This window comes from Roseobacter sp. OBYS 0001 (assembly GCF_019654895.1).
GTDB classification, from domain to species: Bacteria; Pseudomonadota; Alphaproteobacteria; order Rhodobacterales; family Rhodobacteraceae; genus Roseobacter; species Roseobacter litoralis.
This window is the reverse complement of record NZ_BPES01000004.1, coordinates 303,427-327,802: the sequence shown is the minus strand read 5'-3', so window position 1 is coordinate 327,802 and position 24,376 is coordinate 303,427. Positions and strand designations below refer to the sequence as shown.

The 24,376-nt window shown below is 57.7% G+C and carries 15 protein-coding genes and 1 tRNA gene; 3 read left to right on the top strand and 13 right to left on the bottom strand.

What is annotated here, in order from left to right:
- Positions 1-512: 512 nt before the first annotated feature.
- The gene (locus K5Q35_RS11430) at positions 513-8,531 is read right to left on the bottom strand and encodes a VCBS domain-containing protein (RefSeq protein ID WP_220799650.1); all 8,019 of its coding nucleotides are present in this window, start codon (positions 8,529-8,531) and stop codon (positions 513-515) included.
- Between the two features lie 1,257 nt (positions 8,532-9,788).
- Here K5Q35_RS11430 and K5Q35_RS11425 point away from each other — a divergent pair.
- Positions 9,789-9,878 (top strand) — tRNA-Ser (locus K5Q35_RS11425).
- A 308-nt stretch (positions 9,879-10,186) separates the two neighbouring features.
- Positions 10,187-11,068 carry an NAD(P)-dependent oxidoreductase gene (locus tag K5Q35_RS11420; RefSeq protein ID WP_220799649.1) on the top strand — a complete coding sequence of 294 codons (882 nt, stop codon included), beginning with the start codon at positions 10,187-10,189 and terminating at the stop codon, positions 11,066-11,068.
- A gap of 583 nt (positions 11,069-11,651) precedes the next feature.
- On the opposite strand, the gene K5Q35_RS11415 is transcribed toward K5Q35_RS11420, so the two are convergent.
- The gene (locus K5Q35_RS11415; protein WP_220799648.1) at positions 11,652-11,987 is read right to left on the bottom strand and encodes a multidrug efflux SMR transporter; all 336 of its coding nucleotides are present in this window, start codon (positions 11,985-11,987) and stop codon (positions 11,652-11,654) included.
- A 168-nt stretch (positions 11,988-12,155) separates the two neighbouring features.
- Here K5Q35_RS11415 and K5Q35_RS11410 point away from each other — a divergent pair, with 168 nt between their 5' ends.
- Positions 12,156-12,935 (top strand): LytTR family DNA-binding domain-containing protein, encoded by a 780-nt coding sequence (locus K5Q35_RS11410; RefSeq protein WP_220799647.1) that lies wholly within the window; start codon positions 12,156-12,158, stop codon positions 12,933-12,935.
- Positions 12,936-13,713: 778 nt separating this feature from the next.
- On the opposite strand, the gene K5Q35_RS11405 is transcribed toward K5Q35_RS11410, so the two are convergent.
- The 11 genes from K5Q35_RS11405 to K5Q35_RS11355 all read right to left on the bottom strand — a co-directional run bounded on the left by K5Q35_RS11405 (position 13,714) and on the right by K5Q35_RS11355 (position 24,371).
- A complete protein-coding gene (locus K5Q35_RS11405) occupies positions 13,714-14,628 on the bottom strand; it encodes an aminotransferase class IV (protein WP_220799646.1) in 915 nt (304 codons plus the stop codon).
- Between the two features lie 12 nt (positions 14,629-14,640).
- A complete protein-coding gene (locus tag K5Q35_RS11400) occupies positions 14,641-15,417 on the bottom strand; it encodes an amino acid ABC transporter ATP-binding protein (protein ID WP_308443347.1) in 777 nt (258 codons plus the stop codon).
- A 3-nt stretch (positions 15,418-15,420) separates the two neighbouring features.
- On the bottom strand, positions 15,421-16,086 hold the full coding sequence (locus tag K5Q35_RS11395; protein ID WP_013962194.1) for an amino acid ABC transporter permease: 666 nt from the start codon (positions 16,084-16,086) through the stop codon (positions 15,421-15,423).
- Position 16,087: 1 nt separating this feature from the next.
- A complete protein-coding gene (locus tag K5Q35_RS11390) occupies positions 16,088-16,765 on the bottom strand; it encodes an amino acid ABC transporter permease (RefSeq protein WP_013962195.1) in 678 nt (225 codons plus the stop codon).
- 24 nt (positions 16,766-16,789) lie between these two features.
- Entirely contained in the window at positions 16,790-17,617 is an 828-nt protein-coding gene (locus K5Q35_RS11385; protein ID WP_013962196.1) for a transporter substrate-binding domain-containing protein, read from the bottom strand.
- A complete protein-coding gene (locus K5Q35_RS11380; protein WP_220799645.1) occupies positions 17,617-18,315 on the bottom strand; it encodes a GntR family transcriptional regulator in 699 nt (232 codons plus the stop codon). Before K5Q35_RS11380 ends, K5Q35_RS11385 begins: the two co-directional genes overlap by 1 nt.
- Positions 18,316-19,164: 849 nt before the next feature.
- Positions 19,165-20,550: an FGGY-family carbohydrate kinase gene (locus K5Q35_RS11375; RefSeq protein ID WP_220799644.1), complete on the bottom strand. Its 1,386-nt coding sequence runs from the start codon at positions 20,548-20,550 to the stop codon at positions 19,165-19,167.
- Positions 20,547-20,864, bottom strand: a complete 318-nt coding sequence (locus K5Q35_RS11370) for an L-rhamnose mutarotase (RefSeq protein ID WP_220799643.1) — start codon at positions 20,862-20,864, stop codon at positions 20,547-20,549. The genes K5Q35_RS11375 and K5Q35_RS11370 overlap by 4 nt, the downstream gene beginning before the upstream one ends.
- On the bottom strand, positions 20,861-21,862 hold the full coding sequence (locus K5Q35_RS11365) for an ABC transporter permease (RefSeq protein ID WP_220799642.1): 1,002 nt from the start codon (positions 21,860-21,862) through the stop codon (positions 20,861-20,863). Before K5Q35_RS11365 ends, K5Q35_RS11370 begins: the two co-directional genes overlap by 4 nt.
- The gene (locus tag K5Q35_RS11360; protein WP_220799641.1) at positions 21,859-22,839 is read right to left on the bottom strand and encodes an ABC transporter permease; all 981 of its coding nucleotides are present in this window, start codon (positions 22,837-22,839) and stop codon (positions 21,859-21,861) included. Before K5Q35_RS11360 ends, K5Q35_RS11365 begins: the two co-directional genes overlap by 4 nt.
- Positions 22,836-24,371, bottom strand: coding sequence for a sugar ABC transporter ATP-binding protein (locus tag K5Q35_RS11355; protein ID WP_220799640.1), 1,536 nt, complete (start codon positions 24,369-24,371; stop codon positions 22,836-22,838). The genes K5Q35_RS11360 and K5Q35_RS11355 overlap by 4 nt, the downstream gene beginning before the upstream one ends.
- Positions 24,372-24,376: the final 5 nt, after the last annotated feature.

Genomic DNA, 24,376 nt, shown 5'->3' with positions numbered 1-24,376 from the left:
TTCATCCCTCAGCACATATTTGCACAACCATGGAAGCCACAAATGGCTGTCCCACCAAAGATCGGCCACATCGACAAGCTTGCAAACGGTGTCCTGAGTTGTCTCCGAAGATCTCCTAAAGATGTATGTCAACATACCGGAGGGGAGTACCTTCGGGTCCATATTCGCAACACCGAGGGTGTTGCCTTCGCCCGTTCGTATCAAACAGTCCTCGAAAGGTTCGACCGTCTATCCAACTTCTTCCATGGGGCTGCTCTCTCGTGCATTGGATGCACTCCGGCGCCTTGGTCGCGCCATCAAGGCGAGGTGTCCCGTTTATGTCAGCTTCAATGCCCACAAGACGCAAGTCTTCGGGGTGCATCCAAATGTCAAAATCTGGGTCTGATCCATCACACAAGCGAACCAGAACCTCCCGTGCTCAAACAGCTACGGGATCCCATTTTACGCGAAAACGGACAGTCGATCCGCTTCACCAGTTGCTTCAACAACCGGTGGCGGGCAAGGGTTGAGCTTCAGACAATAAAATCACCCACTAAATAATCACTGGCTCTCGTGGCAGCACCGTCATTGATCCGAACCGCCAGATCAATGGTATTGTCATCGTCCACAAGACCATAGAGCCGCGTCTGAGTGCCAAAATCCTCAACCCACAGCGCGCCAGCGCCTGCCGCGAGGCCCTGTGCGGTTGTCAGAGCGCCAAGGAACACGAAACCCTGATTTCCACTGGCCGCGAAATCGGCATCAATCAACGACAGGTCGATGACATCGCCTCCCTGACTGCCGACACCATCAAAGCCGTCGATCAGGTCCGCACTGCCAAAGGCAGAATCCGAGGCGTTTGCAAAGACGAAAGTATCGTTCTGGGCCTGTCCGCGCAGGATGTCCTGCCCACTGCCACCGTTCAGAATGTCCTTGCCATTGCCCCCTTCGAGCGTGTCGTTGCCTGCGCCACCATCAAGAGTGTCAAAACCGTCGCCGCCGCGCAGAATATCATTCCCCGCCTCGCCAAACAGCAAGTCGACCTGAGTGTTGCCATTCAACACGTCATTGCCCGCACCGCCATACAGCACATCGTCATTGAACGAGCCAAACATCACGTCGTCGCCGTCACCGCCAATGAGCGTGTCATCGCCCCCGCCGCCGCGCAGTTCATCTGCACCGTCACCGCCATCCAGTACGTCGCTGTCGAGACCGCCGATCAGCATATCGTCGCCGCTGCCACCATTGATCGTGTCATTGCCGCCGTTACCGCCGAGCATATCGTCACCGACCCCGCCGTTGATGATATCATCGTCGTTACCGCCAAAGACCGTATCGTCGCCCTCGCCGCCTTCTATCGTATCGTTTCCGGCACCACCGCGCAGAAGATCGTCGCCAGCCTGCCCGTTGATCTCATCATCGCCATCGCTTCCGATCAGTTCATCGTCGCCCTCGCCGCCATCAAGCATGTCATCCCCGGCTTTGCCGAAAAGGACATCGTCGCCGGTTCCGCCTTCGATACTGTCGTTGCCGTCGCCGCCATTCAGCCTGTCATTGCCAGAGCCACCCGACAGCATGTCATCGCCCTCAAGGCCCAGAATACGGTCGTTGCCCCCAAAGCCGAACAGCTGGTCTTTTCCATCATGGCCGATCACCGTATCGTCGGTGCCCAAGCCCCCCAATGCAATCGGGTCGCCCTGATCGTCAAAGAAGACATCCACCCGGGTTGGATCGAAAACAATGGCGGTCTGGCTGGCTGGGTTCACAATGCGCACAACCTGCGTGACCGCAGGTGATGCCAGGGCACTGCCGTCCTGCGTTGCACGCACGGTGAACCTGTCTTCAAGGAAATCTGCACCTGCGAAATCCAGCTCCGCATCCTGACGATACACAAAAGAACCGTCGGGATTCAGAACCAGCGCGCCCAACGTCGGCGCCTGTTCGACACTGAGCGTAAACGCGTCATTCTCTGCGTCTGCGGCGTTGATAGTCGCCTCCAGAACACCGTTGGGTGAAATCGGGTACAACAAGCGCGCCACTTTTGGCGCATCGTCCACCGGTGTGATTTCGATTGTGATCGTCTGCCCAGCGCGGCCATCACGGTCTGCAGGCGCGTCGTCGGTCCCCGTTGTCTGGCTCAATTCACGCAGACCAAGACCTGTATCAACCTCATAGGTCACAGCCCCCACGGACCCTGTCGCATTGTCCGCAGGTCGGTAGGACAGCCCGGCAAGTTCTTCCGGTGTCAACGTGTCGCCCACCGTCACGGCAACGGGCATGGGCATCGTCACCCCAAGCGCAAGAAAGCCCGGGTCGGGCCGCATGATGAACAGGGTGCCGCTGTCGGGCGCTTGGGTGATCGTCACAGTAAGCGGATCGCCATCCGGGCTTGTGGGCGCCGTAACGTTCAGCGACACACCGTCCAGCGGTGCAACACTTGGCAGGGTTGCGATGCGCGAAGCTTCCGGTTCCGGCGGATCGACGCGGGCGAATTCCAAGCGATCAACCGCATCTCCGAAAAGCTGACCCGGGATAACCTGCAATGCGGCCAGCTCATCGGCGGACAGAACATCGCCCACAGCCACCGGACCGGCAGCGGCGAGATCAGCAGGCAGTATGATCTGCGCAGTGTCGGGCAGCGCCTCGATCCGGAACGTGGCCCCGGCACTGCGCTCGGCCGCAGGTACGACAATGCCCAGATCAAAGGGATCGCGCGCGTCCTCGGTGATTGTCAGCGTGGTATCGGCATCAACCACCGGGTCTGCGGCGTTCAGGCGAATGCGCGCGCCATCAATTTCGATGAACTCCACATTGGTCAGATCGTAAATGGCGGGGGATGCGTCGATTGCATCCAAGGCCGCCGTATAGTTGGCCTGCCCGGTTATGTCGATCTCTCCGATTGGATCGGAGGTCCGCTGGACAGAGGTGAATGGAAAGATGAAATCCGTGAACGTGCGGCTGTTGATGAATGCAGTCGTCTCGATCGCAGCGGGTTCCGCAGCCACGGTCACAATAGCCCGGCCCGCGCCGTCGGATTGCAGGCTCACAAACGCATCAGACGCAAAGCTCACCGTGTCAACACCGTCGCCCCCGTCGATGAAGGTGGTGCGCTGCGCTGCCGAGCGCCCGGTCAGGGCCCCGTCAGGAAGTGCCTCGACGCTCACCATGTCGTCGCCCGCGCCCAGATCGATATCATGCACAACACCGGTCAGATGTACGGTGTCGGCTCCGTCACCCATATCGGCCACGACCGGCATTCCGGCGCCCGCTGTCAACACATCGTCGCCATCCCCCAGCGAGACGGTAACCAAGGGTATCGCAGATGTCAGTAGCCGGTCATACACCGGAACGGTTTCGGTAAAGACCCGCGTTTCTGCCGGAAATGTTTCATCGTTGCCCGGGAAACCACCCGGTACCGTCACCTCGGGAAAGAAATGCGCCACGTCAAATGAAAGGGTTGCATTGCCCGTTGCAACCGGCCCTGTCAGGGTCACCGTGTCAGCGAAGTCTGACCCTTCAAAGCGTTCGAAACCGACCGCCGTGTCCCCTGCCGCATCGCCAGTACCGCCGCCGCTGTTGTCCAGTCGCACGCCTGCCCCGTCGCGCACAAGGTTCAGTTCGACGCCTTCGGAGGCCAGCGCATAGCTGGCCGTATCCATGCCCCCACGCCCGTCCATCGTATCGGCCCCGCCGCCGCCTTCGATCCGGTTGTCGCGCGCATCACCGCTGATGATGTCGTCATTCGCGGTTCCCAGCACGTTTTCAATGCCGTAAAGCGTTGCGTTTACGTAGGAGCCACGCGCGCTCGCGTCTTCGCCCGGGTTTGTGAAGACTGCCGTGCCATAGACGACACGTTCCCCGGTAAAGGTGTTAATGGTGGTATTGGTCGGTGCCACATCCAGATCGACGATGGCGCGCGCTGCCGGGCCGTCGTTCGGCAAAAAGCTCAGGCCCCTGTCAAAGCGCAGGTCCAGCGTGTCTATCCCATCTCCTCCCCACAGGAACGACCCCCAATCGACGCGGGTGTTGCCCGCGCCATCCACATCGCCGGTGACAGTCACAGGCGCCGCGCTGGCCACGCGGTCATCTGGGTCAAGCGTGCGCAGGCGTTCAAGAATAGTTGGGTTGTTTTGCGGTGCGTTGGTGCCGCCGCTACGACCGAAGGAAGGAACGGCAGTATCGCCGGGTGGGTCGGTAAGGTCTTTCAGGGCCTGGCCCTCGCCAAAGCCCAGAATGTCATCACCTGCTGCGGCCTCGATATAATCGTCTCCACCGTTGCCGTAGAACGCCTCATCCGCGCCCGCGCCAAAGAGTTCATCGTCTCGCGTGGTCCCGATAACGCCTTCGACGTTGCTGAACGTATCAGTCGACAGGATTCTTTCGCTTGAGGACAGGCTGCCGATTGACCGGATATCTGAGGAGTAAAAGCTCGAGACAATCTCACTGGACGACAAGCCGCTGACCGCGTCAGCGATGAAAGTATTCAGTGAGTCTCTGCCTGTCCCGTCTACAAAATCGTTGCTGGACGCCAGCAAGGCCGACCGCGTGAAGCCAAACTGCTCAAAGGTCTGGATGTTAACATTGCGCCAATCCGTCGGGAAGTTAAACAGGCCGAATTCCGTGTAGTTATAGCGGCCGTTGACGCTGACGCTTGTGAAGATGGCGTTGCTGTTGATGTCTTCCTCGACCATCTGGGCCACACCATCTGCCATGCGCACGCGCAGGAACTGCTCCACCGGTGCGCTGTAGGTGAATGTCCCGGTTCGATCTACGTTCTTGTCGACCGAAGGCAGAATGCCGTTCGGGTCGCGCTCGATAAAACGTACTGTGCCGCTGACTGAGCCCGTCACAAAACGCTCACCGCCCTCGAAACCGCCCAGCAAGTCAAAGCCGTTGCCACCATCAAAAACATTGGCACCCGATACCTGCCCCTCTTCGGCGCGCAACAGCAGGTCGTCACCGTCACCTCCCCGGATCGTATCGTTTCCGGCGCCTGCTACAATGCGATCATCGCCGTCGCCGCCTTCAATGGTCATGCTGCGGTCGCCGCCCCGGAAGAGGTCGTTAAAGGCCGAGCCTTCGATGCGCTCAATGTCGATCAGCACATCGCCCTGCGCCTCGCCGCGAAAGCCCAGCATCTGCGCACCGGGCATCTCACGGATGAAAATGGAGGTTGTGCTATCGGCGTAGCTGACAGTGTCGGTCCCTGCCCCGCCGTCCAGCAAATCCGCACCCAAGCCGCCGATCAAAACGTCATTGCCCGCCCCGCCGAGCAACGTATCCGCGCCACCACGCCCGATCAGAACACCATCGCCAGCACTGTCCTGCAGCCGGTTGGCCCCGTCGTCGCCCGCCAGCGTCCCCGCACCGCTGTCCAGCCGTATGACGTTCTCGAACCCGGTAAACGTTACCCCGAGCGGCCCAGTCGAAACCTGCAAGTCGACGTTTCCGGCAACTTCAATGGTGTCTACACCTTCCCCGCCAAGGATGGTCATCCCCGGCGCAAGGTCTGCCAGACCGCCGCTGCCAGTGACTGTGAAGCGGTCGTCGCCTTCCCCCAGATCGATGGTGAGTTGCGGCGCATCAATGGTACGCCCACCAAGTGACGACGTCACGACTACGTCATTGCCACCCAGCAGCGACACATCGCGCAGATTATCCAAAGCACCAAAGGCGATGTCTTCCATCCGCAAAACGTCAGCAAAATCGGTCAGGCGCCAGCGCTCCACATTGCTGACCTCTGTGACCGGGCCTGCGGTAGCGTCGCTGTTGATCTCGGCGGCGGTCTCAGTCCCGCCATCCAGCGTCACATCAACGCCCGCGCGCGCGCCCGACGGCAAAAGACCGTCGTAGCCTGTAGTAAGGACCGCGCCGATCAGATCACTGAAATCTACCAGATCAATGCCTGCGCCCCCGTCGACACTATCCGCGCCCTCACCCGGGAAGAGCGTGTCGTCGCCCTCGAGACCCAGCAGCCTGTCGTCGCCACCCAGACCGACGATGACATCCGCCTGCGCTGTACCGCGCAGTTCAGGGTTGCCCGCACTGTCAAGGAGGAGGTTTGCCGCTGCCAGATCGGCATTTGCCTCGTCCAGCGTCTGCTGAAGCGTGTCGCGTTCAGCCAAAACCGTGGCGAGTGCCGCGTTGGCCTGCGTTGCATTCGCTTGCGCCTGATCGCGGTCATCCCGAGCTTCCTGGAAATCAGCTGCTGAAACGAGACCTAGGTTAAAAAGAACTTGAAACTGCTGGAAAACCGCTTGTGCGGCCGCAAACTGGGCATCAGCCTGGGCTGCCGCTACTTGCGCGGGTTGCACCGCTGCATTGGCGGCTGCCAGCAACGGCGTCGTATCGTCAATGACAACCTGAGCATCAGCGGCTTGCTGCCGCGCGGCGGCGATGGCCACAAGATCAAGTCCCCCGAACTCTTCGGGCGTCAGGTTATCGTCGTCTTCCGTGCCGACGATGGCGCCCGGCGCCAGTTCGCCCTCCGCTTCATCCCCGCCCAGCAGGAAGGTGGTCGTCTTGCTGTCCGTGATCGAGAACGTCTCGTCGAACAGCGTGATCAGATCCGCATCAAACAGCGGAATCGTCTCGTCGAACAAGGGGCCAACGCCCAGATCCAGACCGACACCAACCGAGAACGGCCCAAGATCGACACTGGCGTTGAAGCCTGCCTCAAACTCCAGCCCCGACAGCAGCAACGACAGGTCAAACTCCAGACCCGTGGTGCTGCGGATAATCGGGCGCGCCTCGGTCTCGACCTCGACAAAGATCTGCTCACCGCCATAGATCACATTCAGCGCCGACAGATCGGTAAAAAAGTCGGTTTCCGTCAATCCGGCGGGGGCTTCAACCTCCACAAAGCGGAAGACGGTGTCGTCCGGGTTGAAGTCCAATGGGATGACTTCGGTCGTTTCCGGCCCGTTGATCTGGCTGCTGATGATATAGCCGAATTCTATGCCCGTCAGATCGAGGTCGACGTTCTGGTTTTCACCCAACTGCGGTGCAGATTCGACGATCGGCGCATCGCCCAAGGCATCCAGCGGCTGGAATGGGCCGCCATCTCGGCTGATGCCCAACACGCCCGACACACCGCCCACATCCCCGGTGAAAGCACCCGGAATGGCACGCTCAAGGTCCACAAAGAGTTCAATGTCGCGCGCCACCTGTGTCGATTGCGCTGCCAGTTCCGACAGGCGCTGTGCCACCGCATCACTGGTGAACGAACCGGACGCATCAAACAGCAATTGCTTTTTCGTCTGCGCAACTTGTACCGCGACCGCATCGCCCTTTTCGCCCTCTGGTGTCGTCTCAAAGAAAGACACTTTGGTGGCGATTTCAGGGGTCAGTTCAAACTCCTGCGCCAGCGGGAATGCGGCCCGCAATTCCACATCCAGCAGGTTGTAGTAGAAATCAATGGCCAGCTCAAAGGGGCTGGCGTCCTCTTCGGTCTCACCGTTGTTGCTGTTGAACAGCTCCCAGCCCAGTTCAAGCGGTGGAAAAGCCCCGCCAGTGGCAAGCGTGGTCAACCCGTCCAGATCGAGCACGAGGGCGGCCAGATCATCTTTGTTGCCCTGGCCTGTCGCGTCGTCCTGCACCACGCCGTTGACCACGCGTTTATCGGGATCGGCCACGTAAACGCCATCGACCTCCTTGGAGGTGACATTGATGTTGGGCACGAACAGTTCAATGCGGCCGATGTCGATCTCTGGCCGTTCGGGCACACGGCCTTCGGGCTGTTCACCGGTCACATCCGTCGTGCCGCCGGCGCGGTCTTCTGGCAATGTCGTATTGAAAAAGGCGTTCAGCGGCACCGAGATGCCCGCGAATTCGCCGTTCTCGTTCTCAATCGGGTCGAGCCCCAGCAGGCTGATGATCGTCTGTGTCCCGATGCCCAGTACGTTCAGCGGGTCTGCATCGCCCTCGTCGTCCGTACGCGCAGTGTCCACGGAGATTAGCGGGATCGACGTGGAAGCATTGAAATCAACCGGGGTGAAGGTCGTGTTCGAGCCCAATATACCGACCTCGGCCCCAAGAACGACGTCCAGTTCGTTGATCAGGTTCATCTCGAAAATCAGGCTGGGAAAGCGGGTCTGAAAGCCTGTTTCCGCGCTCGCACCCGGGTTGAAGGTCGTGTCAAAGAACAGATCAACCAGATCACCCGATGCAGCGTCCGCTGCCAATGTGGGATAGGCAACCACCAGATCATAGGGCAGAACCGCCGCGATCTGACCCGGTGTGATCAGGTCCGGATCATCGGGGTCATCCGCGCCCTTCTCCAGTCCGGCGGTGATCTCGAGCCCCATGCGCGCGCCAAGCTCACCAAACAAACGCGCGGTCAGCACCTCAGTCTCGCCAAGAAACGGTAAGTCCATCACCACGGGGCCGCCAACGCTGAACGGGGTCGTGCGCAACTCATCCCCGCCAATGCCAAAGAACATCGGCTCAATCGGATCCCCACCCGCGCCGGGGCCGAACTGGCTGTCTTTTGGAGTAAAAGTTACGGTGGAGGCGACAACGTTGTAATTGCTACCGAAATAAGAAATGGCCATGGGTGTCTCTCCATCCCAGTGTCCAATTCCAAGTTAAATTCCTCGGCAAGAACAGCCTGGTTTCAAATAAACTATGTAAGACCCCGCATTGGGGTCTTGTCGATCAATTTTGATTTAATTTGGAGTTAACGCTATTTAGGCATCAGCACTGCGTCAACATATTTTTGGGCTGTTCCAGACCAGTTTTTGTCCGTTTCAGCAACCACTCGTAGTAAACTCTAGCGACACGGGAAACTCAACAACACCCGTCGCGCGAAAGCGCCAAAAAACGGTCAAAATACCGTCTGGAGTAATGCGCGTCCGGGGTGCGAAGTGGAACAATCGTGTACTCCAGACCTGTTTCGCATCTTGAAACGAACTGACTTCATGCACGCGCAGAAAGCGGCGCTCTCAATTTGACAAATAAGGCGAAAAATACCGAGTTGGTTATTTGAGGCCCTGTTCCATGAGACGATCGCGCTGAAGGTACCACCCGACAGGCGCAGGTCGACACTGCAGCATCGTTCGCCAAACTTGCACCCTACCAGCCGACAAATATTCTTCCATCTACGCGAGACAGTCGGCGATAGTCGACTGGTGAAGTTTACTCCCGCGCGTAGACGCATTCCGTATCGCTTCAGACTTAAGCAGGTTGCCTTTCAGAACATTTCCGGCAGTGTCTGATCCGAACGCCCATGTTCTCCCAGCGTAGGTCGCGCCTTTGCAAAAACGGATGTCGGTCACTGGCAAGCGTAGCTTTTTCGCCAACCCAAGGCCGACACCATATGCATCGAGGACCTTTTGAACTGCATCCTCGCCAGCGTTCCATCAGGTTCCGATATCTCTCTTGGTTAGTCGAGGTGTGCGGGGTTCCTCAAAGGTAGCTGCGAAGGGCCTGTCTCCTGTTTACGATTTCTTTTTGTGTCGCGAAGTCTCTTCCTGCAGTTGGGGGCTGATCTGATGCTCGACGTTTCTTGTTGCGAAGAACACCGGTTTGATCCAGCGGTATCGAAAATAGGAGCAATTGGTTCAGGCATAGCCAAAGCCTCAGGATTCCTGCGTGACAGATTTACCTGTAGATTCGCAGCGTGGATGCTCTAAGACCTTTTCAGACTGCCAGAAAACCCTTTTTCCAATCTGTTCAGACCTTGCCCGAGACCGATACAAAAACGAGTGTTTCTGGCTATTTTCAAGAGGTTCTGGTGTCTGTGGCGGTTCCGAGAAAAAGTGCCGATTTCACCTTGTATTACTGGCAGTTGCGCGGTTATACCCGTCGGCGGAGACGTGGCCGAGTGGTCGAAGGCGCTCCCCTGCTAAGGGAGTAGGCCCGGAAGGGTCTCGAGGGTTCGAATCCCTTCGTCTCCGCCATTTTACCTTAAAAATTAGACAGCTAACAGTAACTTAGGGCGCGCTACGCGTCTCTAGCCCACCAATCAGACCGCCATTTTGAAAATGAATGAACTGTATTTCTTCTCTTCACCCTGACGCTGCGATAAAATGATAATTAGGTGTGGTCCGTGATTTTTGACGCAAATTTCAGATGCCGCAGTAGAAGAAATTGACGCGCTCGAACAGGAAGCCTTCCGCTTCTCAGGCGTCGGCGCGTTGGAACGCTAGGTAAAAACGGATAGCGCAGTCAAACCGGCTGCGCCATTTCAATTCGAACGGGAGCGCAGGTGAAACACACTATCGGATTGATCGGCGCGGGTGCCATGGGACACGCAATCGGCACGCGGCTCCTTGAGAGTGGGTCAAGGCTCAACGTCTATGACCGTAACCCGCCTAAAGTTGCAGCCCTCGTCGAGAAGGGGGCCACCGGCATGTCGAATCCCGCAGAGGTCGGCGCGGCATCGGGTAGCGTAATCCTGTCCCTTAACAGCGAAGACGCCGTCGCCGAGGTTGTTTTTGGAGAGGCAGGCGTCTTATCCCGCGCCAAAGCGGGGTTGTTAGTCATCGACATGTCGTCGGTCTCTCCGGCAGCGACGCGCGCCTTTTCATCAAAAGCTGTTGGGATGGGTCACGCATGGGTGGACGCGCCGCTGTCCGGCGGAGCCCCAAAGGCGCTGACAGGTGAATTGACTTTGATGCTCGGTGGCGAGGCCGGCGATGTCACAGCAGCCCGCGAAGTCCTCAGCCAGATTGCTTCGAATATCACCCATATGGGCAGTTCCGGCGCAGGACAGGCCACCAAGCTTATAAATCAGGTGCTCTGCGGTATCGGCTTTATGGCCGTCGCAGAGGCGACCGCCCTTGCCGAGGATGCCGGGATCGACGTTGAGAAGATCCCCGGCGCGCTCAGAGGCGGGCGCGCCGACAGCGCGATCCTGCAGGAATATATGCCGCGTTTTGCCGCCCGCGACTATCGCAAGACCGGGCGGCTTGATAATTTCATCAAGGATCTGAACGGTGCAATGGACCTCGCCCGCCAAAAAAACACCCCCGTGCCCTTCACTTCGCTCAGCTGCGACGTTCACCGCATCATGACACGCGCCGGATACGGCGCCGAGGACGAGGCCACAATGATTGAATATTATTTGGGGCCAAACCGAAAAGACTGACCGCAGAAAGTCTGTTGTTTACGTCGCAAGCTGCGAATTCCTTGTCCGCCGAAGCGTATGGTTTTTCGGTTATGCTCGTCCAATGGTGGCGTTCAAAGCGGCACAGTTTCGAAATGGTCTCATCCAATTCGCGCCCCCTGAGACAGCAAGACCCTCAGGTGCCATTCCCGTAGTCTGAATAAATGCCACATGGCAGCCTTTGTGGTGAGTTGCGCCAACCAAAGTGAAATGCGCTTTTCAAATCTCCGCCCGGCGGCAAATCAAAAGAATTCAATACATATTTCTTTTGCAAAAGACCTCTCACGCGCTTTGACCACAGACCGCGTAAATGACAAAGCAATTTACCACCGCCTAGACTATTCCTGAGCGCACGTCGCGATCCATAGCTGTAGCGAATATGATCACTGTCGCCGTTTCATTGAAAGAACATGGTCACAGTCATCAGACCAATTGCCACAATTATAAATACCACCGGGCAGTGGAAAAAATATGGGGATACCATCAGACTCTGATCTGATGTCTCGCTGTTTTCTTGCAATTGCTGGCGATCCACAGTCTATGACTTCCGCGCTCGGAATCTGCCTCAGTGAACGGCAAAGTCCGAAAAGGCATTTATGACAACTATTCCGGCGATGATGAGCGCAAGCCCAAGGCCTGCAGCTACGTCCAGCTGTTGCCCGAAAATGACGATGCCTGCCAAGGCGACCACAATGATTCCAAGGCCGGACGCTAACGCGTATGTGACGCCAAGTGGCATATATTCCAGCGCCAGAGTCAGAAAGTAGAACGAGCTCCCAAGCCCGGCAATCACCAATAGCGAGGGCCAGAACTTGGTGAATTGCGCGCTGGTATTCAATGCGGAATACCCTACCGCTTCGGCAATGACAGATGCGACGAGGTAAAGGTAATGAGTTGGCAAGATGATCTCCTTCATAGGTAATTTGGCCACGCTCGGGTGCCATGTGAAATTAAACCGAACCGGTCCTTTCATTGTGCAATCGTAATCCGTGGTGCGTTGAGTTGCTGGTGTTCTGCTGGCCTGCTAACCTTCGAAGGGAGCGAAAGAAATAGGTCTGGCGTCAACAGCATGGGAAAGGTCGCGAACGACACGGTTGTTGCAGAAACCATTGCCGAGGCGCGGGTCCTTGCGCGGCGCGGGCGGTTCTGGGCAGGGCTTCTGGGCGCCGGTTTCGTGATTGGGCTGACTGGTCCATTTGGGACCTATGACGCTTTGCCGACGCTAGTGCGAACCGCGTATTGGTTGTTTATTGTCACAACAACTTTCTGGCTTGGCTACCTGGTTTCATTCGCCGTCGCGACCACCGCGGAAGGCTATGGCATTGGTGCGCCTACGAGCCTTGGGATCGGAGCTGCGATTGCCAGTCTCCCTGTGACAGCTTGGCTTGCGGGCTTTCATATGGCAATTTTCGCGACTCCGTTCTTGACGGATGCGCTGGAGCTTCTGCCCCATGTCGCGGTGATTTGTTTCGCTGTGTCAGCGCTATCTGAGGCCGTCGCCATACGCGAAGTTGGTGTGGCGCCAAGCAGAACACCGACGCCAGAGTCCGCCTGGCTTGATCAACTGCCGGATCACTTGGGCAGAGATCTGATCTTACTGCACGCAGAGGACCACTACGTCAGGGCCGAAACGGAACTCGGCCAAACACTGATCAGAACAACGCTTCAGGACGCAGCAAATGATCTTGGTGGATATGGGGTCCGGCTTCACCGATCATGGTGGGTAGCTCGGCGTGCAGTACAAGCTTATAGGTACCGCAACGGGGCACCAGTCGTCGTCTTGCAATGCGGACGTGAACTTCCCGTTGGTCGGACCTATCGCCGATCAGTGAAAGAAGCACTCCGATGACCATTTTTCGTGATCAAGCGGACATTGCATAACACCGTCAAACTGCCTGCGTCGTTGGCGGTCCGGTCGTTGTCGAGGCATCCATACTGCGAATAAGCGCCAATGTCCGTTGTGCAGGCTGTGACCGCAGCATCACAGACCGGTGGCGCATGTCTCTTTTCAGCCGCTTAAAGCGTCATGCGAAAAACCTGAATCAAATAACGCTGCCTGAAATCAAAGATTTCAACGCGTTACGTGACACTTGGTGTTTCAGGTATCTCGTCAGACGCTCTAGGCAGGCAAAATGCTGCGCCGCATCCGAGGTTTGGAAGGGTTCCAAACCAGTCGTTGAGGTGTGATGCCGCGCGCGCATAGCACGAAAATCGCCGCATTTGCTCGGATGTTGACGCTGCGTGGCGGCGACGATTTTGAGGGCAACTCACAGGTCGCGGGACGAAGCTACGCTTTTTTGGTGTAGATATTGCAGACCCAGCATTTCCTCGCGCATGCAGCAGCATTCGTTTTGTTGCGTTGCGCGCGGGCGCGGCCCTTCCCTGTGCTTGGAAACCAGAGAATGCACAACAACCCGTTCACCGTATGTTGGCACAACAATCAGATCGCTGAGGAAGTCGGCTGTGAACGTGCCTCAACCAATGGCCGCGCGGCCAAATTACTCAAAAGGCCACACGCAAATCGCGAAGTAAAAGAGAACCGTCGGGAGCGCGTTACGCACGAAGCGGGCGGCTGTTAGCCTCCTGCGAAAAACGAGCGTTGCTTGTTCCCCGACCGAACCGACGGCTCATGCGCCTATATACGTACTGTATAAGTCCGAAATCGACGACGTCACCGGCCCCGGTTTCCCGGCACCCACCTTGCGCCCGTCGATTACTGTCACTGGTGTAATGCCACCCAAGGTGCCGGTGACGAATGCTTCGTCAGCAGCATAGGTTTCCGCCAGCGTATAGTCCTTTTCAAACACCGGTTTTCCCGCATCGCGCCACAGCTTGATCACCTTGGCGCGGGTAATCCCGTTGAAACAGGTCGTCCCTGTCGAGGTCCACAATTCCTCTCCGCGGATGATGAAGAAATTGGTAGAGTTACAGCTCGCAACAAAACCACGATCATCAAGCATCAGGGCCTCGTCTGCGCCCATGTTGATGGCCTGGATCAGAGCCTGAATAAAGTTCAGGCGAGAGTGGGAATTGAGCCGCAAATCGAACACGTCGGGGGTGGAGCATCTGATCGTCGAGGTCATCAGCTTGAGGCCGCGTGATTTCAGCGCGGCATTGGGTTGTTTATACTCCGCGACGATTACAATCGTCGCGGGGCCGGTGATGAAACGCGGATCCTGATTTGGGGTCGACTTTACGCCGCGCGAGATCATCAGGCGAATGTGCACGCCGTCTTCCATATTGTTGTGGCGCAGGGTTTTCCAGATTTCCGCCACCAGTGCGTCACGATCCATGCCGATATCGAGCTGGATCGCGTTCGCCCCCTCATACATCCGTGCCATATGTTCATCGACAGCCAACAGCTTGCCTTTGACCAACCGCATCCCTTCCCAGATGCCGTCCCCTAGAACAAAGCCTGCGTCAAAGACGGGCACCATCGCTTTGTCGCGGGCAAAGAAGTTTCCGTTCACGTAAACTTCGACGGTGTCGTTGCGGGGGTCGTGTGCGTAGCTTTGGGCGCTGTCTTGGGTCGCGTTGCTCATGGATATTTCCGTTCAGAATTCAAATTGCTTGTGGCGGGCAAGAAACGCTTGCGTGCGGGGGTTTTGAGGGTTTTTCAGCACCTGCTCGGGCGGGCCTTCCTCTTGGATGACACCGTCCGCCATAAAGATCACGCGATTTGCGACGTGATAGGCGAACCCGATCTCATGGGTGACCAACAACATGGTGCGTCCTTCATCGGCGATGCCGCGAATAACGTTGAGAACCTCGCCCACCAATTCCGGATCCAGCGCCGAGGTCGGCTCATCAAACAACATCAATTCAGGGGCCAGCGCCAAAGCGCGCGCGATGGCGACCCGCTGCTTTTGCCCGCCCGACAGCCGCGAGGGGTATTCGTCGGCCTTTTCCGCCAGCCCGACGCGCGCCAGTTCTTCATGCGCGCGGGCCTCGCTGCTGGCTTTGTCCTTTCCTTGAACAATCCGCAGCCCTTCGGTGATGTTGCCCAGCACGGTTTTGTGTGGGAACAGGTTGAACTGTTGAAACACCATACCGACCTTCTGGCGCACCTTTGTCAGTTCATTTTCTGGATAGGCGCGCGGTTTGCCGGGGCGTTCGGTGCCGATTGTCTTGCCTGCATGGGTAACTTCCCCATCCGACGGGATTTCCATGAAATTCAGGCAGCGCAGGAACGTGCTCTTGCCCGACCCGGATGCACCCAGAATGGCGATGCAATCCCCCTTTTGCACGTCCAGATCAATGCCGCGCAACACGTGGTTGTCCCCGAATGACTTTTGCAGCCCCCGTATGGTCAGGATCGGTTCTTGTGACATCGATCAGTCTCCTTTGGCCAGACGCCGTTCAAGGGCATAGGTGGCCCGCACAATGGGGTAAAGAATGACGAAAAATGCCACTGCAACAACTGTGTAGGCCTCAATCGGGTTGAAATTGACTGACGCAATAAGGCGCGCCTGATGCAGCACATCGGCGTAGGCAATGGCGGAGGCCAGCGTCGTCATCTTGAAGATCTCGATACCTCGGTTCGTCAGGGCGGGCATCATCCGGCGCACAGCCTGGGGCAGAATGATGCGGGCCATGATCTCGCGGTAACGCATGCCGATGGCGCGCCCGGCCTCCCATTGACCAGGGTCGATGGTTTGGATGCCACCGCGAAAGATCTCGGCGGAAAATGCAGCGGAATTCAGGGTGATGCCAAGGGCTGCGGCCATCAGGGCCGATATCTCGAACGGGGCGAGGATGGGGAAGGCAAAGTAAAACCAGAAAATTTGCACCAGAACCGGTGTGTTGCGGAAGAACTCGATGAAACACGCCGCAGGCCAGCGCAACCAGCGGCGCACAGAATAGCGCGCCAGTCCCATCGCAAGCCCCAGTGACAGGCCCGCCACAAGGCAGATCACAAAGATGCGCAGCGTGTTGATCAGGCCGACCCACAGGGCTTCGCGATATTCCCAAACCGATCCGAAATCCCAAGTGTATTCCATTTCAGCGCACCGTACTGTCGCCGCTCACGGCGAGACGACGTTCAAGGGCCTGCACGCACAGGCTCAGCCCGAAAATGACAGTGAAATAGATCAGCGCCGTGGCGGTGAAGATTTCGATGGGGCGAAACGTTTTCTGGGCCAGCTCGTTGGCCTGATACAGCAGGTCCGCATAGGACACCGTGGCGACCAGTGTTGTGGTCTTCATCAATTCGATTGAGCGTTCGGTGAAGGCGGGGATCATCCGTTTGATGGCTTGGGGCAGGATAATGCGGCGCATGGCCTGCGGGCGCTGCATGCCAATGGCCCGCGCGGCCTCCCATTGGCCCCGTTCGATGGAGACGATGCCAGCGCGGAACACTTCGGCAAAAAACGCCGAAGATTGGATGGAAAACGTGATGGCCGCCGCCAGATAGGGCGTCATCTGGATATCCATCAGGATCGGCAGGGCGAAAAAGAACCAAAAGAGCTGCACAAGCGGTGGGGTGGTCCTGAAGAATTCGATGACGAACCCGGCAGACCACGCCAGCCACTTGCGTGGCGACAGCCGCGACAACGCCAGCATCAGACCCAGCGGCAGGCCAAAGGCCAACGCTGTGCCGGTGATCGCCAGCGTCCCGAGAAGCCCCTGCCACAAAAGGTCAGAGTTCTCGATAACGGCGGTGAAATCCCACTCATACATTGCTTTTGCGCCCTGCTGATTGGCTTACAGGCGTTCGCGTATGATCGCGGGCACCTTGGACGGATCAAGGCCGAAGTCGCTCAGGAATTCTTCGTACCACACCTGCGTTTGGCCGGATTTGTAGTAACCGTCGATCTGCTCATTCACCCAGTTCACGAACGCAGGGTCGGTTTCTTGACGCACAGCCACCGAAGAGGGGCGCGATTCAACCGGCTGAGGTACGATGATCTGGCCAGAACCCAATTTCTGACGGGCCGCAATCAGCGGCGGGTGGAACAAGGTCACGGCATCCACACGACCGGCCTGGAAAGCGGCTATCGCCTCAGCGTTGCCGGGAAACCGCTGGATGTCAGCGTTGGGTGCGTTTTCTGTCAGGAATGCATCCATGCTGGTCGCCTGAGGGACTGAAACGCTGATATCAGACGAATTCAAATCGGCCCAATCCGTAATCTCAAGATCATCGCGTGCCAAGACGGCTAAGGAATAATACAGCAGCGGTGTTTCAGGGAAATTCACCGCCTCTTTGCGCGCATCCGTGGCGTCCAGCACGAACATCAAATCGATACGGTCTGCCTGCAGGGCCGCCACTGCGGTGCCCCATGTCACCTCAACAGGTTCAAATTCAACGCCGAGGGTTTCGGCCATGGCCTTGCCCATCGACACACCAAGACCGCCGGTCCATTCACCGCTGATGATGTCCTTGGAATACCACGGCGGGGCCTGAGTGACCCCGACCCGCAACACGCCGTTATCGCGGACCTGTGCCATTGTGCTGTCTTGGGCTTGGGCCACTGTGCCTGCCCCCATCACCGTCGCGGCAATCGCGGCCGCCAATACCGTACGTCTTTTCATCAATTTCTCTCCTTGTTGGTTTTTGGTTTCATTTCGGCGCTTCGCGCTTCAACAAATGCTTTCGTCGTCTCGAGCCCGAGTCGCATATGATCGCTTAGCTCGTCCTGCATCGCGCTCAGGCTGTCGCCGAGGGCAAAACGTATATAATCGTCGTGGCTGTCTCGTTTGGGTACGGCGGTCCCATGCGCGCGGCGGTGTGCTGCCCAATACAACTGCAAATGCCCGCGCAATCCGGTCCATGTGTTCAATAGGATGCGATTGTTGGCGTGTTCATAGACAAGCCCGTGTAAATCAAGTTCGGCCTCAATTGCGGCCACGTGATCCGATTGGTCGATCGCCTCTTTGAGGGTATCGCTGCGGGCCAGCAGGTCTTTCTTGAAATCGCCGTCGCGCCGGTCCCAGACCTGCTCAAAGGCGAATTGCTCCAGACAGGTGCGCATGGCGTATATGTCATTCACATCCTCCAGCGAAATATCGACAACCCGCGTTCCTGTATATGGCACGCTGACCAACAAACCTTCGTCAATCAATTGTTGCATCGCTTCGCGCAGCGGCCCCCGGCTCGCACCGAGACGCAGAGCAAGTGTGCTCTCAACCACTTGGCTTCCCGGCTCAAACTCACCCGTCAGGATGGCGTGCCGCAATAGCGTCACGATCTGAGCGCTCATCGTCTGACGTTTCAAAGGTGAAGAAACCATGAATCACTCAATAGTTGTTAGCCCATTTACGTATCGTTGGCGGTAGATTGAAGATTGTCAACAATTATTGAGATCCGAATATTTCGCATGCGTCACACAGCCTTGTTGCACGGCGCCTCCAAATAACAATCGTCACCCTCAGCAAAACGCCCCCTATGATGAGCAATCCCTTTCCAGACTCGCGGCCTTCGGTAGCGAGCGGTTGAACTAGGAATACCAAAACCCTTCGCAGCGAATGATCGGTGCGGTGAAGGCGGATAGATTTCAAAGTCGTCATCGCTGTTCATGGAATGGAAATGCCGCACTGGAAAACTGTGGTCTGCATGGGTCGGCCTTGTCCGCGTGGCGGTCGTCGAACGATCTTACAATTCTGTACCTGCAGCGAAGGTCAGCTATGCGGGCTGCAACGGCAGCAATCTCATTATGTGTTCACCCGCAGACTCAAGGCAAGTTCCATCGTTGGCCATAGATGCTGAAGAGCCGCGTTTCGCGGGACAACGAAGACTTACCGGGTGATCTCGAAGGTGAAGTTGCGGCCTTCCTCACCTACTGCAATACCCGGCGACATCGCGAGAGCCTGAATAACGTCAGGCCAGCCAACGTCCATTTCGGGCCCGACAGAGCCGTTTTCGGAGCAAGGGCATCGGACAAAACAATCCGACATCGCCGCTTGAAACATCAAGAACCAGTCACACAAACGCGCCAGAACCTCCATTGCTTGAGCCGCTCTGACGTCCGGCTTTTTACAACGACGGACATAATCCGCTCTGCACGCCTGAGACGCTGTCACCGCTGATGTCAGTGTACTCAGCAGTCTTCTCTGACGCGAAGCCTTGTTCCCGTGCTTGTTTAGCCGTTCGGCGTTTGGCTGGTATGCAGGTGCCACTCCTTAGCGTATGCCTGATACTCTTTTGCGTCCTCCTCGATTGCGTCCAATTTCGGAAGAACGGGCGTCATGCCCTTACTGAAAAGGAGCGATGCGCCAATGCTGGTGCCAGTTGACGACTGGCCGTGCAAAACGGGTCGACCTGTTGCGACCGAGAGCATGGTCCTGAATGCCTTGTTCTGCGCAAACGGGCCTTCAACAATCGTCATGCCTTTCGCCTCCAATAACGACAGGCACGTGTTCGTCATCATCGCGAGGTAAAACGCCAATGCCGCTGAGCGCTGTCCGGAGCCAAGCGCAGGTTCCCCTCCCCTCCAGCGCATTTGATGGCCACCAAACGGGCCGGAGGATGGCTCGACTGCCGGCAGGATCATAACTGCATTTGCAAGAACCTGCGCCACGTCCTGTGGTGTTGGTGGCCGCGAGTGACCGGCTTGAATGATCTCGTATTCCCGCCCGCCCATGAAACGCGCGGATGGCAGGGGTTGGCCCATTGCGGTGACGTTGACGAGCGTGTCCCGGGTTGGATCGAGGTCCTGTACCTTACCGCCAACAGCCATGGCAACGACCCAAGTGCCCGTCGAAACAACAGAAAACGGAGCCTCTTCGGTCAGAAGATGTGGATAAAGCGATGCATTGGAATCGTGAATACCGACGGAGACAGGCGTGTTCTTGGGCAATCCGGTGGCCGCAGCAATCTCGGGCAAAATGGTACCAAGGATGTCAGCAGAATGTCGCACAGGTGCCATCTTGTCAGCGATGCCCAAGCGATCGACAAGCTCGGAGAACTGACCGGCAACCGGCTGCCAAAGGTCTGTATGACAACCGATCGAGGTCACATCCCACGCCATTTCCCCTGTCAGGCGATGGCCCCAGTATTGTGGATAGCCCACGATATGCTTTGTACGGTCGCGTAAAGATGGGTCCTGATTGAACTGATACCGAAGCTGTGCGCCCACATTCAATCCATTGGCAAGCCGGGGAGAACCCGTTTTTGCGAAAGCGGGACGCATCGCGTCGTAAGCCCGTGAAACATCCGATGGGATCGGTTGTTCATAGTCAAGCACAGGCGCCGCGAGGTCTGCGCGCGCATCCAGCAGCACAACACTGGCACCATGCGTTGTGACGGAAATGGCATCGATGCCTTTTTCGGCATGCAGCGCTTTGAGCCCATTCAGCAGAAAACCCCAATGCCCTTCGGTATCGAAATGCCGCCAAGGCGGGCCGGGCAAAACCACATTGGGCCGCGTGCGTACGGCGATTTCACTGAGCGTGTCCAAATCGACAAGCGCCAGCTTCGCGTTTGTCTTTCCGATGTCAATAACGGCAATATGGCGCGGATTTCTCATGGCATATGAAACAGGCAGGGCAGCGGGACCGCGACGGGGGCATCATCCGGCCCGGTCTCCATGATATCGGCCATATGCGCCCACCATTTCTGCATGATCGGGTGATCGGGCAGCGCCGCCATCCCATGGTCCTCCGGGCGGATCAGCACGCCAATCAGCACATGCGTTTCCGGGTCCAGATGTATGGAATAGTCAGAAACCTTGGCGGCACGCAACAGATCGACCAACTCGGGCCAGATCGCATCATGGCGGCGCTGGTATTCCGCCTGTTTGCCCGCATGAAGGCGCATCCGGAAAACGTAGCGTTCCGTCATGATTTGCCGTGCGATGCAAACATGGCCCAAAGGCGCGGCAAGGCGATGACGCCAATCAACAGCAGACCGATAAAGATGGACATCACGATACCCGGCACGTTCAACAAGCCAAGCCCGAAGGTGACAAGCCCCATGACGAAGGCCGCGATCACCACGCCCGGGATCGACCCCGAGCCACCCAGAATATTGACGCCGCCGAGCACAACCATCGTGACGACCTCAAGTTCCATGCCGGTGGCGATACTGGGGCGGGTCGAGCCAAGCCGCGACGTCAGGCAGATCGCGGCGACACCCGACATCAGGCCAGTGAGCAGAAACAGAATGAATTTCACGCGCTGCACGCGGATGCCGCTGAACAGAGCCGCCGTTGGGTTGTTGCCGATGGCATAGACCGCGCGGCCAAAGTTCGTCTTGTGAAGCAGAACGCCATAGATCACCGCGATGATGACGAACAGCAGCATTTCGACTGTGAAAACCCAGTAGATATACCCCTGCCCGAACCACGAAAAGCTTGCCGGGTAGCCGCGGAACGCATCATCGCCCAGAATAATGAAGCTGATGCCGCGAAACAGACTCATTGTGCCGATGGTAACGACGATGGAGGGCAGGCCAAGGATCGTGACGAAAAACCCGTTAAAAGCCCCACAGAGCAAACCGACCGACAGGCCGATGATAACCAGTTCCGGGGTGCCCGCGCCATATTGGGTCGCAAGCCCCATGGCGGTGCTGGCAAGCGCGATGATCGAGGCCACGGAAAGGTCGATTTCGCCCGCGATGATCAGCAAGGCCATGGCAAAGGCGATCATCGCTTTTTCAGTAAAGTTAAAGGTCGCGTCGCTGAGGTTCCATGCGTTCAGAAAGTAGGGCGAGGCAAAACTGTTCACGACAAAGATCGCGATGGCGACGGCCAACAGCAGGGATTCCCAGCTGCGCACTGTCCGGTACGCGCGGCTGTGCAGGCGGTCGGGGATGTGGCGTTGTGCTGCGATATCGGTCATCGGGTCGCCTCCGCGTCCTTGAGGATGAGACGGCCTTTCTTGCGGCCGGATTGGGCGTTGAAAGCGACCGCGATCAGGATCGCGCTGCCGGAAATGGCCAACTGCCAGAAAGGTGAGATATTGACGACGGGCAAGGCGTTCTTGACGACGCCCAGAAACAGCGCGCCCAAAACCGCACCACCAACGGACCCAATGCCACCGGCGATGGAAATACCGCCAATGACACAGGCGGCCACAACTTCCAGCTCGAATCCACCTGCGATATCGACATAGGCCACGGCATACCGCGCCACCCAAAGATACCCCGTGAGACCCGCAAGTGCGCCGGATATAACGAAGGCCTTGAACTGCGTTTTGCCAACATCAATCCCTGTATAGACAGCCGCATGGGGGTTACCACCGACCGCAAAAATCGAGCGGCCCAAGGGCGTGCGCGACATCATCACCGCAAAGATGATGACGGTCAGCACGGCGCACCATGACAGAATAGGCAAGCCAAGCACAGCAGCGCGTGGAAAACCCGTGAACCCTTCGCTCATCTCATGGGCGTTCACCCATTTTCCGTCCGAAATCAGGAAAATAATGCCGCGAAAGATGGTCATTGTGCCCAGCGTCACGACGATGGGCGGGATCGCCAGTTTCCACACCAGCAGACCGTTGATCGCCCCCATCGCACCGCCAAGGCAGATCGCGATGGCAATGATGAAAGGGATCGGCAGGCCGGGAAACGCGACGTTGATCATGGCAACGGCCATCCCCGTGAGGGCGAGGTTCGCAGCGACCGAGAGATCAATGCAGCGGGTGAGGATGACCACCATCTGACCCAGCGCAAGGATGATCAGCGGTGCCGTGTCGTTGAACACGTTCACAAGGTTGGAAGGGGCGACAAAACCTGAAAAACGCGAGGCGATCAGGATCAGCAACACAGCAATCGCCGCGGCAAGAATGGTTTCGCGCACAGGGATGAAACGGCTCATGCGGGGATGCTTTCTGTAGCGGGTGCAATGCCCGCGGCGTGGCGGACAAGGGTTTCGGGCGTCAGATTATCGCCCTGCACTTCGGCGGCGATGCGACCTTCACGCATCACGATCACACGATCCGACATGCCGATGACTTCGGGTATCTCGGAACTGACCATGATGACCGCGAGGCCTTGGCCTGCAAGCTCGGCCATGAACTCATGCACCGCCGCCTTGGAGCCGATGTCGATGCCCTTGGTCGGTTCATCCAGAATGATGACCTGCGGTTGCGTGGCCAGCCACTTGGCAATGACGACTTTCTGCTGGTTGCCCCCCGACAGGTTGCCCACATCCTGATCAAGGGCGGCGGCGCGCAGATCCAGCCGCTCGGCATAGTCGCGCGCCAGTTTGAATTCTTCGGCCATGCGCAAAAAGCCCGATTGCGACGTGCGGCCAAGTGAGGGCAAGGTGATGTTCTGAAAAATCGGCAACCCGATCACCGCACCCTGCTTGCCGCGATCCTCGGGGACATAGACAATCCCGTTGTTCACTGCGTCCGCAGGAGAGCGGATCACGCGAATGTCCCCATTGATCTTTGTCACCCCTTTGCTGGGCCGGGTGATGCCAAAGAGCGCTTGCATCAATTCGGAGCGCCCTGCCCCGACAAGCCCGTAAAACCCAAGGATTTCACCGCGTTTCAGCGTGAACCCGATACCGGCAAATTCCGTGGGATGCGCATAGCCTGCAACCTGCAGCACCTCCTCGCCAAGCGCTGCCTGACGTTCGGGAAAGATGTGATCGACCGCCCGCCCCACCATCATCTTGACCAGCGCGTCCTGATCAATGTCACTGATCAGGCCATCGCTGACAAAGGCCCCGTCGCGAAAAACCGTGTAGCGGTCAGCAATGCGGAAAATCTCGTCGAACTTATGGCTGATGAAGAGGATCGCCTTTCCCTGCGCTTTCAGGGTTTCGACCAGTTCATAGAGCTCTTCGATTTCCTTGTGGGACAGCGCCGCCGTCGGCTCATCCATGATCACAACGCGGGCATCCACTGACAAGGCACGGGCGATGGCCACCAGATGTTTATTCGCAATGCCCAGTTCGCGCAGATAGGCACCCGTGTCGAAAGGCGCACCGATCTCGTCCAGCAGTCCGCGCGCCTTGCGGTGCATCGCAGCCTTGTCGATCAAACCCCATTTTGTGCGCGGCGCGTGACCGATGAAGATGTTTTCAGCAACCGTAAGCTCATCAAACAACACCGTTTCCTGATGGATGGCCGTGATCCCCGCGGCGGAGGCGTCATTCGGAGTGTTCAGAATAACCGGCGCGCCCGCGATCCGGATGGTGCCCCCGTCCGGCTGATAAATTCCGGTCAGGATTTTGACGGTCGTGGATTTCCCCGCCCCGTTTTCGCCCACAAGGGCCGTGACCTGCCCGGGGTAAAGATCAAGCCTGACCTGATCCAGCGCTTTGACCCCCGGAAACGTCTTGGTGATGGCATCCATGGATACCACGGGCACATCTGCAGATAGGGTGTGCTTTGACATGACGA